The sequence below is a fragment of the Cardiobacterium sp. Marseille-Q4385 genome, assembly GCF_916618745.1.
GTDB lineage: Bacteria > Pseudomonadota > Gammaproteobacteria > Cardiobacteriales > Cardiobacteriaceae > Cardiobacterium.
This window is the reverse complement of record NZ_OU745373.1, coordinates 546,762-562,452: the sequence shown is the minus strand read 5'-3', so window position 1 is coordinate 562,452 and position 15,691 is coordinate 546,762. Positions and strand designations below refer to the sequence as shown.

The following is a 15,691-nucleotide window of genomic DNA, read 5'->3' as shown; positions in this document are numbered from 1 at the left end:
CCCGCTTAAACCCTCGCAGCATAAGGCTTACAGCGATTCTTGGCTCCTTTTTTGTCCTATACGCCGAAAAATGCAGACATCTGTTCATAAACAACACCGCTCACCCCCACCCCGACCCTCCCCCGCTGCGGGCTTCGCCCTGCGGAGGAGGGGGATGTTTCAATTGTCAGCACGCTAGCGGCTCGCATATAAATGCCGCTGTAAATCACGGATGGCGGCTTGATATTGCGCATTGCCGCCGAATAGGCCGATGATTTTCTTCGGCGAGCCGATGCTTTTGAACGGCGCGTTGCTCAAGATTGCGGGCTCGTCCAGCGCGATGCCTTCGTTCATATATTTGTCAAGTAACGCGCTCAATACTTCGCGGCACTCTGCGCTGTATGCCTGCAAAAAGCCGTCTTTTTCCAGGCGGCGGGCGCGCTCTTTGCGGGTCATGGCGGGGCGGTTGTAGGCGAGGTGCAGAATCATATCGAAGGGGTCGATGTCTTCCGCCTCGCCGTAGGCTTCCTGCAACACGTCCAGCGGCAGACCTTGTTCTGCCAGCGCGTCAAGTACCGCCCGCTTTCTGTCGGCGGCGTTCCATGCCTGCAAGAACACATCGAGCGTGGCGTATTCGTGCAGGATATTGCGTTTGCTGTAATCGGTGAGGCTTTCCACGATGAGCTTGCCGTTTTCGTCCAAAATTTCCACCCGCTCGCTTAATACGCAGACATCCACGCCGCGCACGCGGATTTTTTTCCTTACCTCGCCTTCGCTGGGCGGTGCAAATTCCCCGCCGTTTCCATTGCCGTCAATATCGCCATTGTCTGGCGTTTTTTCATCCTTTTCATCCGGCAGCCAATTATCGCCATCAATGACAAATTCTTCGTCATCATCGATTATGGAAACGGGCATGCCGTCAAATTCAGGGTCGGCAAAGAGATTGGTAACATTGCGGAAATCCATAATGGTAAAAAAGCGCTTGTCGTAGGCGTCGTTAATGCGTGTGCCGCGCCCGATAATTTGCTTAAATTCGGTCATCGACTTGATTTCATTATCGAGCACAATCAGCTTGCAGGTTTTGCAATCGACGCCGGTGGTCATCAATTTGGAAGTGGTTACAATTGCCGGGTATTGCTCATTTGGGTCGATGAAATTATCGAGCTGCGCTTTGCCCTCGGCATTGTCTCCAGTAATGCGCATGATATATTTTGGATTGATTTTTACCTGCTCGCGGTTTTCATTAACGAGCGCTTGGCGCATCCGCTCGGCGTGGTCAATATCGACGCAAAAAACAATGGTTTTGGCAAAAGGATCATTTTCATTGAGCCAGCGGGTAATGCGGCGGGCAACCGCTCGCGTGCGTTCATCAATGACGATATATTTCTCAAACTCTTCGCGCAGATAAAGGCGGTCTTCGATTTCATTGCCATCTATATCGGTTTTACCTTTGGGTGGGCGCCAGCCTTCCAAATCTTTATCCAAACCGACGCGAATCACTTTATAGGGGGCGAGAAAGCCGTCTTCGATGCCTTGTTTTAGGGAATAGATGTAAACCGGTTCGCCGAAATAGCCAATATTGCTCACCTCATCGCTTTCTTTTGGTGTGGCGGTCAGACCCAAATGGGTGGCCTGGCTAAAGTAATCCAAAATCCGCCGCCATTGGGATTCTTCGCGCGCGCTGCCGCGATGACATTCATCCACTACAATTAAATCAAAAAAACCGGGCTGGAATTGGCGGAACGGCTCACTGCCTTCCTCGCCCGCCAATTGCTGATAGAGGCTCATATAAATTTCATAAGAGCTGTCCAGCGTTTTATTTTCCACCTTGGTGATGATTTTTTTGAACGGGCGGAAATCGTTTTGCATGGTCTGGTCAATCAAAATATTGCGGTCAGCGAGATAGAGAACGCGCTTTTTCAATTTGTTTTTTATCAGCCGCCAGATAATCTGAAAGGCAGTGTAGGTTTTGCCCGTGCCGGTCGCCATGACCAATAAAACGCGCTGCTGCCCGCCGCTGATTGCGGCAACAGTGCGGTCAATGGCGATGCGCTGGTAATAGCGCGGCGCGATTTGCCGGTCGCCGTCAAAGTAATAATCGGAAAGCAGGGCGGTTTGCTGCGTGGCAGAAAGTGCGCTTTCGCCGGAAAATCGTGCCCATAACGCCGCATAAGCGGGAAATTCATCCATTGCCAATTCGCGCTCTGTGCCAGTCAAGCGGTCATGCTCCAAAAAGCCTTTGCCATTGCTGGTGTAGGCAAAAGGAATATCCAAAATCTCGGCATATTCCAGCGCCTGCTGCATGCCGTCGCCCAACATCTTATCGCCGCGCTTGGCTTCGACAATCGCCAGCGGCGTGCGCCCGTTGGGCGCGGTCAGGATATAGTCGGCTTGTTTCTTTTTGCCTCGGCGGGCGGTTTTGCCGCGCACGCTAACTCTGCCGTCGGTAAAGCAATATTCCATAAAAATCTGTTCTTTTGCCCAGCCTGCCGCTTCAATGGCGGGGGTAATATGGCGATTTTTAATGTCTTCTTCGCTGAATATGGGCTGCTTCATGCGGCGTTCTCCAATGTGTCGATTTCTGCCAATAGTGCTTCGAGTTTGGTGACGATTTGTTGTTGTTCGGTGAGGGGTGGGAGGGGAATTGGATAATTTTTAATAAAATCGGAACTTACTCGTTGTTGTCCTGCTGTGCCTGTAAAGTTCGCCACACCTCCGTTTATAAAAGCGGTGGTTTTTGCGATCAATAAGAGATATTCGGGCAAAACTTTTGCCGCATAAGGACGCAAAACATGTAACTCTGTTGTGCCCGCTCCAATTTTATTTGGCAAACCACTTATCACAGCGGATTTCCTATTTTGAAAACAAGGCGTAATTTTAGCGATAACTACATCGCCATCTGAAAAATGGGTAAAACTCTTTTTAATTTTCTCCCAACTGCGATTTTCAAAAGCAAACGAGTTTTGAAAACCGCCATTTAATAGATTCATCGGCATAAATCCTGCCTCTGTTTCGTCTTGAGCTTTATTTCGTGGATTAATTTCTGCAACATCCCCCAACCTCACCCAAACCCAGTTTTCTGGTATGGCGAAGGGGATTTCTTCTTCTTTAATGGCGGCAAGCGGTTTGTCTTTTTTCAGTTTGCCTGTTTTTTGTAAGGCGGCTTTTTCTGCCTGAATGGCGGCGAGCAGGTCGCGGGCGTTTTCGTTTGTTCTTTCGTTGAGTTCGCCCTGCATCGCTGCTTGTAGTATTGCCGCGCGCAGTTTTTTCGGGAAGGCGTTTTGTGTCGCAAGTAGCGCTTGTTCTTGGGCTTTCAGTTCGTCTATTTCGGTTAGGAGTTGGTTTAGTTTTGCGACGATTTGTTGTTGTTCGGTGAGGGGTGGAAGGGGGATTATTCTCTGAATCATATTTTCCATAGACAAATGCTTCATTGTCGTGCCATTCAAATCATTATGAATATTGAACGTATCCGCCATTAAAAAATAATAGACAAAATCCCGATTTAGCATCCCATATTTAACATTCCATATATGGTAATGGAAGATAATTCTTTCACCATCCCATATTTTGGGGCCGAAAGATGCTGACCAAGCATAAAGCAAATCGCCTTTATCACAATATTTCTCTGAGGGAAGTTCTAAATCTGAAAAATACCAACTTCCGTTAGAAAAGAAGTTACCAACCCTAAGAACTTTGTATTTTCCCTCTGCAAGTAGCTCATTTTGTTTATAGGCGCGACCATTTATTAGCTCTAAAACTTCCCCCAACCTCACCCACACCCAATTTTCCGGGATGGCAAAGGGGATTTCTTCTTCTTTAATGGCGGCAAGCGGTTTGTTTTTTTTCTGTTTGCCGGTTTTTTGTTGTGCGGTTTTTTCTGTCTGGATGGCAGCGAGCAGGTCGCGGGCGTCTTCGCTCGTCCTGTCGTTGAGTTTGCCTGCTATCGCTGCCTGCAAGACGGCGCGGCGCAGGTTATCCGCCAGTTGTGGGGTGCGCATTTATTCGTCCTCCGCTGTCAGGTCGATGCCTATCAGGGCGCGGATGGTCGCCAGTTGTGTGTCTATGCGTTCGTTCAGGCGGTCGCGGGTTTGCTGGTAGTCGCGGATGGTGTCAAAGGGGCTTAGGATTTCGGCTTCTTCGTTGGGGTAGCCGCAGAGGTCGAGGTTTGCGCCGCCTGCCAGCAGTTCGGCTTTGTGGTAGGCGCGGGCTTTGTAGCTGCCTTCTTGTTCATCACGGATTTCTGTGCGGTTGTGCCACCAGGCGATGCAGTCGGCGAAATGCTCCAGCTGCATCGGTTTGGTTTTGGAAAAGGCTTTGCGGTCGGCGGGGATGTCCACGCGGTAGTACCAGAGCTGCTTGCTCGGCGCTTCGCCGGCGGCGGGTTTGTCGAAGTAGAGGATGTTGGTGGTGATTGAGGTGTAGGGCGCAAAGACGCTTTTCGGCAGGCGGATGATGGTGTGCAGGTTGTAGTCTGTGAGCAGGCGGGTTTTGAGGGCGGTTTTGGCACCGTCGTTGCCGAAGAGGAAGCCGTCCGGGATGATGATGGCGGCGCGGCCGTGCGTTTTCAGGCGGTACATGGCAAGGGCGATAAAGAGGTCGGCGGTTTCGCTGCTGCGCAGTTCGGCGGGGAAGTTGTGCTTGATGATGTCCTGCTCGCTGCCGCCGTAGGGCGGGTTCATGAGGATGATGTCGTGGCGGTCGGCGTCGCGGTAGTCGCGCACGTTTTGTTCGAGCGCGTTGCCGTGGCGGATGCGCGGGCTGTCGATGTCGTGCAATATCAGGTTGGTGATGGCCAAGAGGTGCGGCAGCGGTTTTTTTTCTACGCCGTAGAGGCTTTGGTTCAGGGTGGCGCGGTCTTGTACGGTTTTGACTTGCGGTTCGATGTGGTTTAGCGCGGAGACGAGAAAGCCGCCGGTGCCGCAGGCGAAATCCGCCACGCTTTCGCCGAGGACGGGCGCCATCATTTGCACCATGAAGTCGGTAACGGCGCGCGGGGTGTAGAACTCGCCGGCGTTGCCCGCGCTTTGCAGGCTTTTGAGGATGGTTTCGTAGATTTCGCCGAAGGCGTGGCGCTCTTTGCTGCTGTCAAAATCGATGGCGTCGATTTCGTTGATGACTTTGCGCAGTTGCACGCCGTCTTTCATGAAGTTTTTGGCATCCGCAAAGACGTCGCGCACGATGCGCTGGCGCAGCGGGGTTTGTTCGTTGATGCGCAGGTTTTTTAGGGCGGGCATCAGCTCGGCATCGATGAAGTGCAGCAGGTCGTCGCCGGTGAGGGTGTTGCCGTCTTTGTGGTCGGTCGCCCAGTTTTGCCACTGGTAGGCGGGCGGGATGATGGATTGGTAGTTTTCTTCGACTAGCGCCCAGTTTTCTTCTTTGTTGCCGTAGATTTTGAGGAAGAGTAGCCAGGTCATCTGCTCGATGCGCTGTGCGTCGCCGTTGATGCCGGCGTCAGAGCGCATGATGTTTTGGATGGTTTTGACGAAGGTGTTGAGGCTCATAGGGGGTAACGGGTTGTTCAGACGCGGTTATTTTAGGGCGTAATGGACAAATTTCATGCTAAAAATCGCTGTAGCCCTTACGCTGCAAGGCTTTACGCGAGGTCAAAACCTTTGAACACAAAAAATGCTTTTTCTGCGGCTCCAAACAGGTCAAGAAAAACGGGCATCGTGATAACGGGAAACAGCAATACCATTGCGGCTCCTGTAAGCGCCAATTCATAGGGGGCCCACGCCTTAATCCCAACACCCTTTGGCAGTGCTACAGCGAAGGCAAGCAAAGCGCCGCACAGCTTGCCGCGCAGTACGGATGCAGCATCAAAACCATCCGTCGCCACCTCGCCAAAGCCGCTACACAGGCCGAATGCACGCTGCCACAAGCACCTGTTAACCTCATCATGGACACCACCTATTTCGGTCGAAAATGGGGTGTCATGGTGCTGTATGACGCGATCAGCAAGCGAGCGCTGTCGGTGCTCGAAGTCAAGAATGAGACGATTGAGCACTACCGACAAGAGGTCGCAGCGCTGCAAGAAAGAGGCGTTGTGATACAAAGCATTATCTGCGATGGCAAAAGCGGCTTGCTGGGTTCGTTCCTGGATATGGCTAATGTACTTAATTATTCATACAGATGTTAAATAATAGGTCAATATTATTTAATCGAAGTTTATTGCGAATAGATTTAATCCATGCCCATTTATGCTCGATTGGGTTTAAGTTAGGGCTATAAGGTGGAAGCCATAATATCCTATGCCCATTCTTCTTTAATAAATCAGCTATCTCGCTGCTTTTATGAAAAGCTGCATTATCCATCACAACTACACTGTTCTTTGGCAGTTCAGGTAACAAGGTTTGCTCCACCCACGCCTTAAAAATATCAGTATTAATGCTATGCTCGAACAAGCAACAGCAAATAGCTTGTTCTCATATACCGCACCTATAGCATTAACTTGATTTTTACCATGCCAATCATGCTCAGCGTAACAACGCTGTCCTCTAAGTGAATAACCATATCGCCTGATCCAGTCTTTGCGGAAGCCACTCTCGTCAATATATACCAAAGGTAGATTGCGCTTACGGAAGCAGGTCTGAAAACGTTGGAACCAATTCCGTTTAATCGGACAAGCCTTGGGGTGTTTCAGTATCGTCTTTTTTTACTAAATTTATTGCGTAGCATAGCCTTTCTGATAGCAGCGGGTGTGCATTTGAATCGTTTGGCACGTTCGCTTAGATAATCTGTTGGATACATCTCAATATCAGCCAGGAGTTCTTCTGTGCGGATCTTTTTCGGTGGTCGTTTTTGTGGTGTTTTAGCTTTTTCAGGATGTTTCTTCCAATTTTGAATGGTCGTGAAATGGATCCCAAATAGTGCAGCAGTAGTTCGAACCGATAATCCACGACTTAATGTTTCCAGGACTTTTTTACGAAAGTCGGGAGAGTAGGCCATAATCATTCTCCTGTATGAAAAAATAAACATCTTAGCTATAAATGCTGGGTTCCCGAACTGCCGCCAAGCGGGATGGTCACTGGGTTCTGGGGTGGCTGCCAAGCGGGATAAATGCTGGGTTTCTGAATTGCCGCCAAGCGGGATAAATGCTGGGCTCCTGAACTGCCGTCAAGCGGGATAAATGCTGAGTTTCCGAATCGCTGCCAAGCGGGATAAAACCTGAATTTGTGGGCGGGTGATTCAGGTCATCGCCCCAGCTTGCTTTCCACTTGCGCGCCTTCGCTCTCGCCCGCGCTTTTCAGGCGGTTGAGCAGTTCCTGCCAATCGATTTCGCGGGTGTGGCCGATGATGTCGAGGTGTGGCATGCCGCGTCCTTTCACAAGGAAGTAGCCGTCGCTGCCGTCTTTTGCAGGGGCGATGCCATCCAGGGTCAGCACGCCGTTTTCAAGATGGGCGGTGAAGCCGAGGCGGTCGTAGGGGAAGCGGTTCAGAACGCGGATAAACTGGTTGAGCATGACGTTGCCGCCGCCGGCGCGGGCCAGGTAGGCCACGGCTTCGTGGCTGATGCGGCGGCGCCCCGGGTTGTGATGCGCCGTGTGCAGCGCGGCGCGGAAGTGCTGCGGTTTCCAGTTGGTGAGGATGACGTCTGTTGCCTCGCCTTCGATGCGCCCTTCGATTTCACCGATGCCGAAAGCCTGGGTCAGCGGTTGCAGGTCAAGGTCGCGCAGGCGCAGGGCAAAGCCGGCATAGGGGGCGTCGCTGAAGAAGCGGCTGATGTGCAGGTGGTCGATATGGATGGTGCCGCCGAAGGTATGGAGGTTAACCGGCTGTTGTAGTTGCAGGCCGTCGCGGTTGAGACGGATATCCGGCAGGGTGCCACCGAGGGTGCCGGGGAAGCGGATGGTGTCAAGCGCTGCACCGAGTTGGCTGAGGCTGATGGGCTCGATGCGGGCGCTGATTTTGTAGGCTTCCCGCTGCGGTTCGAGGCGGTGCACGGTGATGCCGCCATCGAGGATGGGGATGTGCAGGGGTTTTGCGAGGGTGATGCCGCGTGCGTCCCAGCGGTAGTCGGCACGGATGGCGCCAATAGGCAGTTTGCGCCAGCGGCCGCCGGCGAGGGTGAGGCGCGAGGGCGTGCCGTTATTGCCAGTCTGTCCGTCGAGGTCGCGCAGTTGGTAACGGTCTTGTTGGTCTTCGATGTGGATGTGGTGGAAGACGGCGGCGAGGTCGGTCAGGTGGCCGTCGCGGTAAGTCCCGCGCAGGTAGAGGCTGCCTTTGAGCGTGGCGTCGCCAAAGAGACCGTCGCCGAGGTAGGGCTTGAGGTAGCGGCGGTAGAGGTGATCGGCGTCGCCCGTGAGTTGGTGCAGGGTGAGAGCGGTGAGGCGGTTTGTGCGTCGGTTCCACTCAAGGTCGGCACGGGCGCTGGCGTGGGCGTCATCGAGGTTGAGGTTGCGGATTTGCAGTCGGTCGGGGCGGTAATCGATGTGGGCGCGGACGGTAAGCGGCGCGCCTTCGTGCCGGTAGTAGTAGGGGGTAAGGAGGATTTCGCCCGCGCTCAGGGTGAGGGCGATATCGCCCTGCCAGCGATCGCCGCTGCCATGCAGGTCGAGCTGGATGCTGCCGCGCAGGTGTTCTGCCGCTTGCAGGCTGTCGGCACTGTTGTAGCGGACGTCGTGCAGGGTGATGTTGCCGTTTGCGTGGTAACCCGTGTGGTCGCGGCGGATTGTGAGCTTGGGGCGTATTTCGCCGCCGAGTTGCTGCGCTTTGAGCAGGGGTTCGAGCAGGGCAAGCGGCAGTTCGGCGTCAATAGCGGCGGTGTTATCCGCATAGGCAAGTGTGGTGTGCAGGCGGTGTTTGCCCGCTTCCAGGGTGAGGCGGCTATGCGGCGGGAGGTGCAGTTCACCGCGCAAGATGTTCGCGAGGATGAGGCGGTCGCTATGCAGGTGTAGCGCGGTGCGGCCAAGTGTGCCGCGCAGGTGGAGGGTTTCAAGGGTGAGGGTGTCGTGCGCACGGCGCAGGCGGGCGTCGAGACGGGTGTTTTTCAGCGGGCTGCCGGCAAGGCGGGTTGCGGGCAGGTCGCCGCTGATGCGCCAGTCGCTGCCGTCTGCGCTTTCGGCGCGCAGGTGCAGGTTGTTCACCGGCACGCCGCCGATTTTGCCGCTGCCAATGTCGAGTTCGATGGTGATGGCGGCGGCGGCAGTGCAGATAAGGATGAGAAAGGAGAGGGAAAGACGCCGCTTCATGGGATTTTTCTGCCGCCCGGTGGGGGTTTTCTGCGCGGGTGTCGCGATGATAAAGCCGCCCAAGCGGGCGGCTCTTGTCGTATCAGCGTTCTTGCAGTGCCTGCTTCATCCGGGTAATCGGTTTGATGAGGTACTGGAAGACGGTTTTTTTACCGGTTTTGATGTCCACAGTTGCGACCATGCCGGGGATGACGCGCAGTTCTTTGCCGTTTTTGTCGGTGAGGTGGCTATTTTTGGTTTCGACGAGGACACGGTAGTAGGACTGGTTGGCATCGAGGTTGAGTTCGCTACGGCGGCGTTCGTCGCTCAGGGTATCTGGGCTGATGAGGGTAACGGTGCCGTCCAAGCCGCCATAGATGGCATAGTCGTAAGCGGAGAGTTTGACGACGGCAGGTAGTCCGGGGCGGACGAAGGCGACGTCCTGCGGGCGGATGTAGGCTTGCACCAGGAGGTTGTCGTCCATCGGCACGATTTCCATGATGTCCTGCCCAGCACTGATAACGCCGCCGACGGTGGTGACTTTGATGTTGTTGACGATGCCGCGCACTGGTGAGCGGATTTTTGAGCGTTCGACCGGGTCAGCATGCATGGCGAGGTTTTCGCGTGCCTGGGCGAGTTCGGCTTCGGTGCGGACGAGTTCGTTGTTGGCTTCGGTTTTGTACTGGTTGCGGCGCTCGTTGATTTGCAGGGCGAGGTCAGCAGATTCGCGCTGCATGCGCAGGAGTTCGATTTCAGAGGAGACGCCACGTTTGACCATGGCGGCGGTGCGGCGGATTTGTTCGTCAAGGATGCGTTTGCTTTGTTGCAGGCCGGTGACGGCTTCATCCAGCGCTTTGCGTCGAGCTTTGTAGGCGCTGGTTTCGCGGTCGCGCAGTTCTTTGGAGACAATGTCGGGGAATTTGAGCGGTTTGTCGTAGGCTTCGCTGCGGTAGCGCGCCAGCATGGCTTCGAGATTGACGACTTTGGCTTCGCTTTCACGCAGGACGGCGGAGCTGCGGGTATCGTCGATGGTGACGAGGACGTCGCCCGCTTCGACCTGGTCGCCTTCTTTAACGTGCAGTTCGGCGAGGATGCCGGGGTCGAGGCTCTGGATGACTTGCAGGCGGCTGCTGGGGATGATGGATCCCTGCCCGCGAGTGACTTCTTCGAGCTCGTTGTTGTAGGCCCAGACGACAAAAGCGGTGAGAAAGGTGGCGAGAAAGAAGATGCTCCACCACAGGCCGCGATGTTTTTCTTCTTGCAGGGCGGCGCTGAGATCGCTGACGAGTTTCAGGTCTTTTTGCGACAGTTTTTGTTTTTTTCTAAGTGCCATGTGCGCCTCAGATGTTTTCTTGTTTGCCGTGGCCGGCAATGATGGTTTGGCTGCTTGTTTGTGCCGGTGGCGGCGGGCTGGCCGGTTTGCCGCTCAAGCGGTCAAGTACGGCTTGTTTCGGACCATCCATCACGATTTGTCCTTGCTCCATGACGATGATGCGATCCACCAGCATGAGGATTTGCGGGCGGTGGGTCACGACGATCATGGTACGGTCGCGTACCCAGTCGGCGAGCGCGTGCAGGACTTGTTGTTCGGTATTCTGGTCGAGGCCGCTGGTCGGTTCGTCGAGCAGGACGACGCGCGGGTTACGCAAGGTGAGGCGGGCAAGGTTGACGATTTGTTGTTGTCCGCCGGAGAGGCCAGCACCGTTTTCGCCGAGCTGCATGTCTAGGCCATGCGGATGCGACTGGATGAGGCGTTCGAGGCCGAAGCGTTTCAGGGCATTCAAAAGGATTTCGTCGCTGTAAAAGCTGTCGGCGCGGGCGAGGTCAAGGTTGTCGCGCAGGCTGCCAAGGAAGAGGCGCGGCGATTGGGCCAGGAAGGCGATGGTGTTGCGCAGGTAGTAGGGATCGATTTGCCGCTCGTCCACGTCGTCCAGCGCGACTAGGCCTTTTTGTGGTTCGTACAGGCCGGAGGCGAGTTTGAGCAGGGTGGATTTGCCGCTACCGATGCGGCCGAGGATGGCGACTTTTTCGCCGGGACGGATGTGGACGGTAAGATTATCGAGTACGCGCTTGCCTTCTTTGCCGTAGGCGAAGTTGACGTTTTCGAAGGTGATTTTGCCTTGCGGGTGGTCGAGGGTGATGTATTGGCGGTCAGCGTGGCGCTCTATCGGGCGGTTGGTGATGTTGTTCACGCCTTGTAAGGCGAGACGCGCCTGCTGGAAGCGTACGGCCAGTCCGGCAATTTGGGCAACGGGGCCGAGAGCACGGCCGGAAAGGATAACGCAGGCGATGAGGGCGCCCATGGTGATGCGGTCGTGCGGGTTGTCGGCATGGATGAGATAGGTACCGTAAACGACGAGGATGACGGTATTAAGTTGCTGCACAGCGGCAGAGAAGCTGGTGACGAAGTTGCTGATGTCGCGGGTTTTGATGCTTGATGCCGAGGTTTTGGCAGTGTAGGCATCCCAGCGGCGCTGCGCCCAACTGAAAGCGTTGTTGGCTTTCAGGGTTTCGATGCCTTCTATGGCTTCAACTGCGAGCCCCTGCCGCTGCGAGGACTCGCGCATGGATTCGTTGATGGAACGCGACAGTGGCACTTGCGCGATTACGCCGGCAAGGATGACCACCGGGATGATGGTGAGCGGTACGATGGCAAGTCGCCCGGCTACCATGTGCATCACCGAGATGAAGAGCAGGAAGAACGGCATGTCCACGAAGGCAAGCAGGCTGGCGCTGGTCATGAAGTCGCGCACGGATTCGAAATCGCGCAAGTTGTTGGCGTAGGAACCGGAGGAGGCGGGTTTGTCCGCCATGCGTAGCTGCATGACGCGGCGGAACAGCGCGGAAGAGATGATGAGGTCGGCTTTTTTGCCGGCAATATCGGTCAGGTGGCCGCGGATGAGTTTGGCGATAAATTCAAAGGTGATGGCGAGTGTCACGCCGATACTCAGCACCCACAGGGTTTCCATGGATTTGTTCGGGATGACGCGGTCATACACGTTCATGACGTACAGCGAGCTGACCAGTGCCAGGAAGTTAATGATGAAGGTGGCAACGATGACTTGGTAGTAGTAGCGGCGGAAACGCCAGATGACGCGCCAAAACCAGCCTTTCGGTAGTTCGTATTCGGGCAGTTCGGAGCGCACGTCTTTTTCGGCTTTGGGTTTGATGAACCAGGTGTAGCCAAGGTATTGGCTTTGCAGGTCAGCAAGGGCAATGCGCCGTTCGCCCATACCGGCAAATTCCACTAGCGCTTCTTCCCCCTCGATTTTTTTCAGCACGGCGGCTTCGTTGTCGCGTAGCATGATGACGGCAGGCAGAGCCAGGTTGGGGATTTTGCGCAGCGGACGCTCTTGCAGATAGTTGTCAAAGCCCTGGTATTTCAACACTTCGGACAGTTCGCGGAAATCAAAATCGCCGACTTGGTCGCGCGGGGTCAGGGTCGCCAATGTCACGCTGGCCAACGGGGTTCCCATGAGGCGGGTGAGCAGGCTGATATGTTCGAGCAGGGCTTGCATGGAATGCCTTTTCCTTTTGGTTATTTGTGGTTAGCGGCGTCGCCGTGGGTTAGTCATGGTCTTGCTTTTTTTGTCGGCTTTTTTGCCATTGTCCGCTGCTAGTGTGGTGCTTTTGCTCTTTTTCTTCGGCGCGGGTTTGGCATTCTGGGCAACGGCTTTGCCAGATGCTCTAGTTGCCGGCTGCGGTTTGGCTTTTGTTCGGATGTCGAGGTTACCGGTTTCCATGATGAGCTCGCCGGAGTCGCTGACGTGGACAAAGACTTGTTCCGGACCGGTATAGGGTTCACCTTCGTCTTCGTCGTCGTTATAGGATTCGAGATCAAGAGGGGCGGCGGCATCATCAGCCTCACCATCCAGCGAAGTCAGTTTTAGCGGCTGTTCAGCTTTATCTTTGCCGCCTTTTTTCTTGTCTTTATCATTTTCTTGATCTGCCTCTGGATCTCCCGCTTTGCTGACGTCCGGAATTTTTGCCCATTGCGCCAAATTACCGGTGGCAGAGAGGTAGTCAAGTTTGGCTTTCATCAGATCGTATTGTGCCTGCACGCGCAATTGTTTGACGCTGGCCAGTTCGCTGTATGCGTTCACCACATCCAGCAGGGTGCGGGTAGCTATCTTGAATTGGTCTTCGTAGTCCACCACGACTTGTTCCAGCGCGCGCGCCTGCGATTCGCTGATTTCGATACGCGATTGGTCTTCACGCATTTGCAGCGCGGCGACTTCGGCGCGTTGCACCAAGCTGTCGTGGATTTGATCCAGTTTGGCCTGCGCCGCTTGTGCCTGATGGCGTTGTAATTCGATAGTCGGCGTTGTCGCCTTGTTGAAGACGTCTACCGACATGGTGAGATACACGGAGGAATCGTTGGTATTGGCTTCGCCTTTCAGACCAACCGCTGGATAACGCGAGCGTTCCGCCGCTTTCAATGCCGCCTGGATACTTTCCAGTTCACGTGCCTGCGCGCGGTAGCTGGGGTGCGCCAACGCATCTTCTTCGCTGACTTTGTATTTATTGAGGATGTCGGTAATCGGCATTTCGGCAAATGGGTCGGCCAGCTCGCCTTCGGTCACGGGCGGGTCAACATAGCGCGCCAGGCGGCGTAGTGCCAGCCCCAAGGAGCGTTCATAACTGATGATGGTTTCTTGTACTTGTATTTGCCGTGCTTCGGCTTGGGTAAATTCGGAGCGGCGACCGGGGTCATATTCAAGAATAATGCGCAGCTGCTTGACGATATGTTCGTGCCGCGCCAGGTTTTCTTTGGCGACACGCAGCGATTCACGCGCCTGCAAGGCTTCGAGGTAATCGGATGCGATTTGAAAGGCGAGTTCTTCTGCGGTCTCGCTGGTTTTGTGTTTGTAGTATTGGGTTTTGACGCGATCACGCTCAATACCCGCTCGGGTAGCACCGAAATCGTAAAGACGCCATTCGGCTTCAACGCCGGGGGTGAATTTGTATTTGCCGCCGCTATTAAGTACAGGCTGGTTCACGCCAGCCCGTACTTTGGGCCACAGTTCGGCTTCCGTTTGTTCCAGGGTGCTTTGCGCCACGCGCTGATTGGCCTGCGCTTCGACGATTTGTGGGTCTTTGGTCACCGCCGCACGCAGGATCTGCGGCAGGTTTCTGCCGCTCGCCCAAAATGAACAAGCTACCGCCACAAAAGCAGTGACGGTAGCAATCCGGATAAGCCGTTTCATGTCATCCTGTTATAGCAAGGTTCGCTTCATATCGCCGAGGATTTGTGCGAGTAATGTCGTCATTCTCGCCCCCAACGCTCCATCTATTACACGATGATCATATGACAGGGACATGGGCAGCATCAAGCGCGGGGTGAAATCTTTGCCGTTCCACACCGGCTGCATGGCCGAGCGGGAGACGCCGAGGATCGCAACTTCGGGTGAATTGACGATCGGGGTAAAGAACGTTCCACCGATACCACCCAGGCTGGAGATGGTCATGGATGCGCCGGACATGTCTTTCGGGGTCAGCTTGCCATCGCGCGCTTTTTTGCTGATGGCAGCGAGATCGCTGGACAGTTCGAAGATGCCTTTTTTATCCACATCACGGATGACCGGCACGACCAAGCCATTCGGCGTGTCAACGGCAATGCCGATGTTGTAATACTTCTTCAGAATCAGTGTCTTGCCATCTGGTGACAACGAGGAGTTGAAACGCGGCAGTTCTTTCAGTGCGCTGACCAGGGCTTTCATCAGGAAGGCCAGCATGGTGACACGCACACCGCGCTTTTCCGCTTCAGCTTTGAGCGAGACGCGGAAGGCTTCCAGTTCGGTGATGTCGGCATAATCGTGCTGGGTGACATGCGGGATGTTCAGCCAGCAACGGATCATCGCGGCACCAGTCAGCACGTTGATGCGCGACAGTGCCTGTTCTTCGATTTCGCCAAATTGCGAGAAATCCACGGCAGGTACCGGCGGGATGCCGCTCCCTCCGCTGACAGCGGCGGCAACGGGGGCACCATCAACCAAAAGACCTTTGACGTAAGCCTTGATGTCGCTTTCGAGGATGCGGCCACGCGGTCCCGTACCTTGGACTTTGCCGAGATCCACGTTCATTTCGCGGGCGAATTTACGCATGGAGGGGCTGGCGTGAGCGGTGGCGAAGGCGGCTTCGTCAATTTTGGTATTGGCAGCGGCCGGAGCAGCAACAGCCGCTGGGGCTGGCGCAGGAGCGGGCGCCGATTTGGGCGCTTCTACCGGGGCAGCAGGTGCTGCTTGTGGTGCTTCTGCCGCAGGTGCTGCGGCTGGCGCAGCAGCGGCACCGCCACTAACGGTGGCGACCAGATCGCCCTGTTTGACTTTATCGCCGACTCTGATGGCAACGCGGTCCACTTTACCGGCGATTTCCGTTGGTACTTCCATGGAGGCTTTGTCGGATTCCAGTACCAGCACGGATTGGCCGACTTCGACGGTATCACCGGCTTTGATCAATACTTCGATGACATCAACGGCGTCAAAATCGCCAATGTCGGGGATGCGAATTTCATTGCTCATTTTAATATCCTGTTTCTATTCTGG

10 protein-coding genes and 1 pseudogene are annotated in these 15,691 nt (G+C 54.9%); all 11 read right to left on the bottom strand.

What is annotated here, in order from left to right; translation table 11 throughout:
- Nucleotides 1–174: 174 nt before the first annotated feature.
- The 11 genes and pseudogenes from hsdR to aceF all read right to left on the bottom strand — a co-directional run bounded on the left by hsdR (nt 175) and on the right by aceF (nt 15,667).
- Nucleotides 175–2,535 (bottom strand): EcoAI/FtnUII family type I restriction enzme subunit R, encoded by a 2,361-nt coding sequence (gene hsdR / locus LG374_RS02730; RefSeq protein WP_225756278.1) that lies wholly within the window; start codon nt 2,533–2,535, stop codon nt 175–177.
- Complete coding sequence (locus tag LG374_RS02725; protein WP_225756277.1) at nt 2,532–3,977, bottom strand: restriction endonuclease subunit S; 1,446 nt, start codon at nt 3,975–3,977, stop codon at nt 2,532–2,534. The genes hsdR and LG374_RS02725 overlap by 4 nt, the downstream gene beginning before the upstream one ends.
- Nucleotides 3,978–5,480, bottom strand: a complete 1,503-nt coding sequence (locus tag LG374_RS02720; RefSeq protein WP_225756276.1) for a class I SAM-dependent DNA methyltransferase — start codon at nt 5,478–5,480, stop codon at nt 3,978–3,980.
- 92 nt (nt 5,481–5,572) lie between these two features.
- On the bottom strand, nt 5,573–6,031 hold the full coding sequence (locus LG374_RS02715) for a hypothetical protein (protein WP_225756275.1): 459 nt from the start codon (nt 6,029–6,031) through the stop codon (nt 5,573–5,575).
- A 61-nt stretch (nt 6,032–6,092) separates the two neighbouring features.
- Nucleotides 6,093–6,538: pseudogene (locus LG374_RS02710) on the bottom strand (IS630 family transposase).
- A gap of 77 nt (nt 6,539–6,615) precedes the next feature.
- Nucleotides 6,616–6,924, bottom strand: a complete 309-nt coding sequence (locus LG374_RS02705) for an IS630 transposase-related protein (RefSeq protein ID WP_225756274.1) — start codon at nt 6,922–6,924, stop codon at nt 6,616–6,618.
- 245 nt (nt 6,925–7,169) lie between these two features.
- Complete coding sequence (locus LG374_RS02700) at nt 7,170–9,167, bottom strand: hypothetical protein (protein WP_225756273.1); 1,998 nt, start codon at nt 9,165–9,167, stop codon at nt 7,170–7,172.
- 82 nt (nt 9,168–9,249) lie between these two features.
- On the bottom strand, nt 9,250–10,479 hold the full coding sequence (locus tag LG374_RS02695; RefSeq protein ID WP_225756272.1) for an HlyD family type I secretion periplasmic adaptor subunit: 1,230 nt from the start codon (nt 10,477–10,479) through the stop codon (nt 9,250–9,252).
- A gap of 7 nt (nt 10,480–10,486) precedes the next feature.
- Nucleotides 10,487–12,664 (bottom strand): type I secretion system permease/ATPase, encoded by a 2,178-nt coding sequence (locus tag LG374_RS02690; protein WP_225756271.1) that lies wholly within the window; start codon nt 12,662–12,664, stop codon nt 10,487–10,489.
- Nucleotides 12,665–12,694: 30 nt separating this feature from the next.
- Nucleotides 12,695–14,353, bottom strand: coding sequence for a TolC family protein (locus tag LG374_RS02685; RefSeq protein WP_225756270.1), 1,659 nt, complete (start codon nt 14,351–14,353; stop codon nt 12,695–12,697).
- A 9-nt stretch (nt 14,354–14,362) separates the two neighbouring features.
- Nucleotides 14,363–15,667: a dihydrolipoyllysine-residue acetyltransferase gene (aceF, locus tag LG374_RS02680; RefSeq protein WP_225756269.1), complete on the bottom strand. Its 1,305-nt coding sequence runs from the start codon at nt 15,665–15,667 to the stop codon at nt 14,363–14,365.
- Between the last annotated feature and the right edge of the window lie 24 nt (nt 15,668–15,691).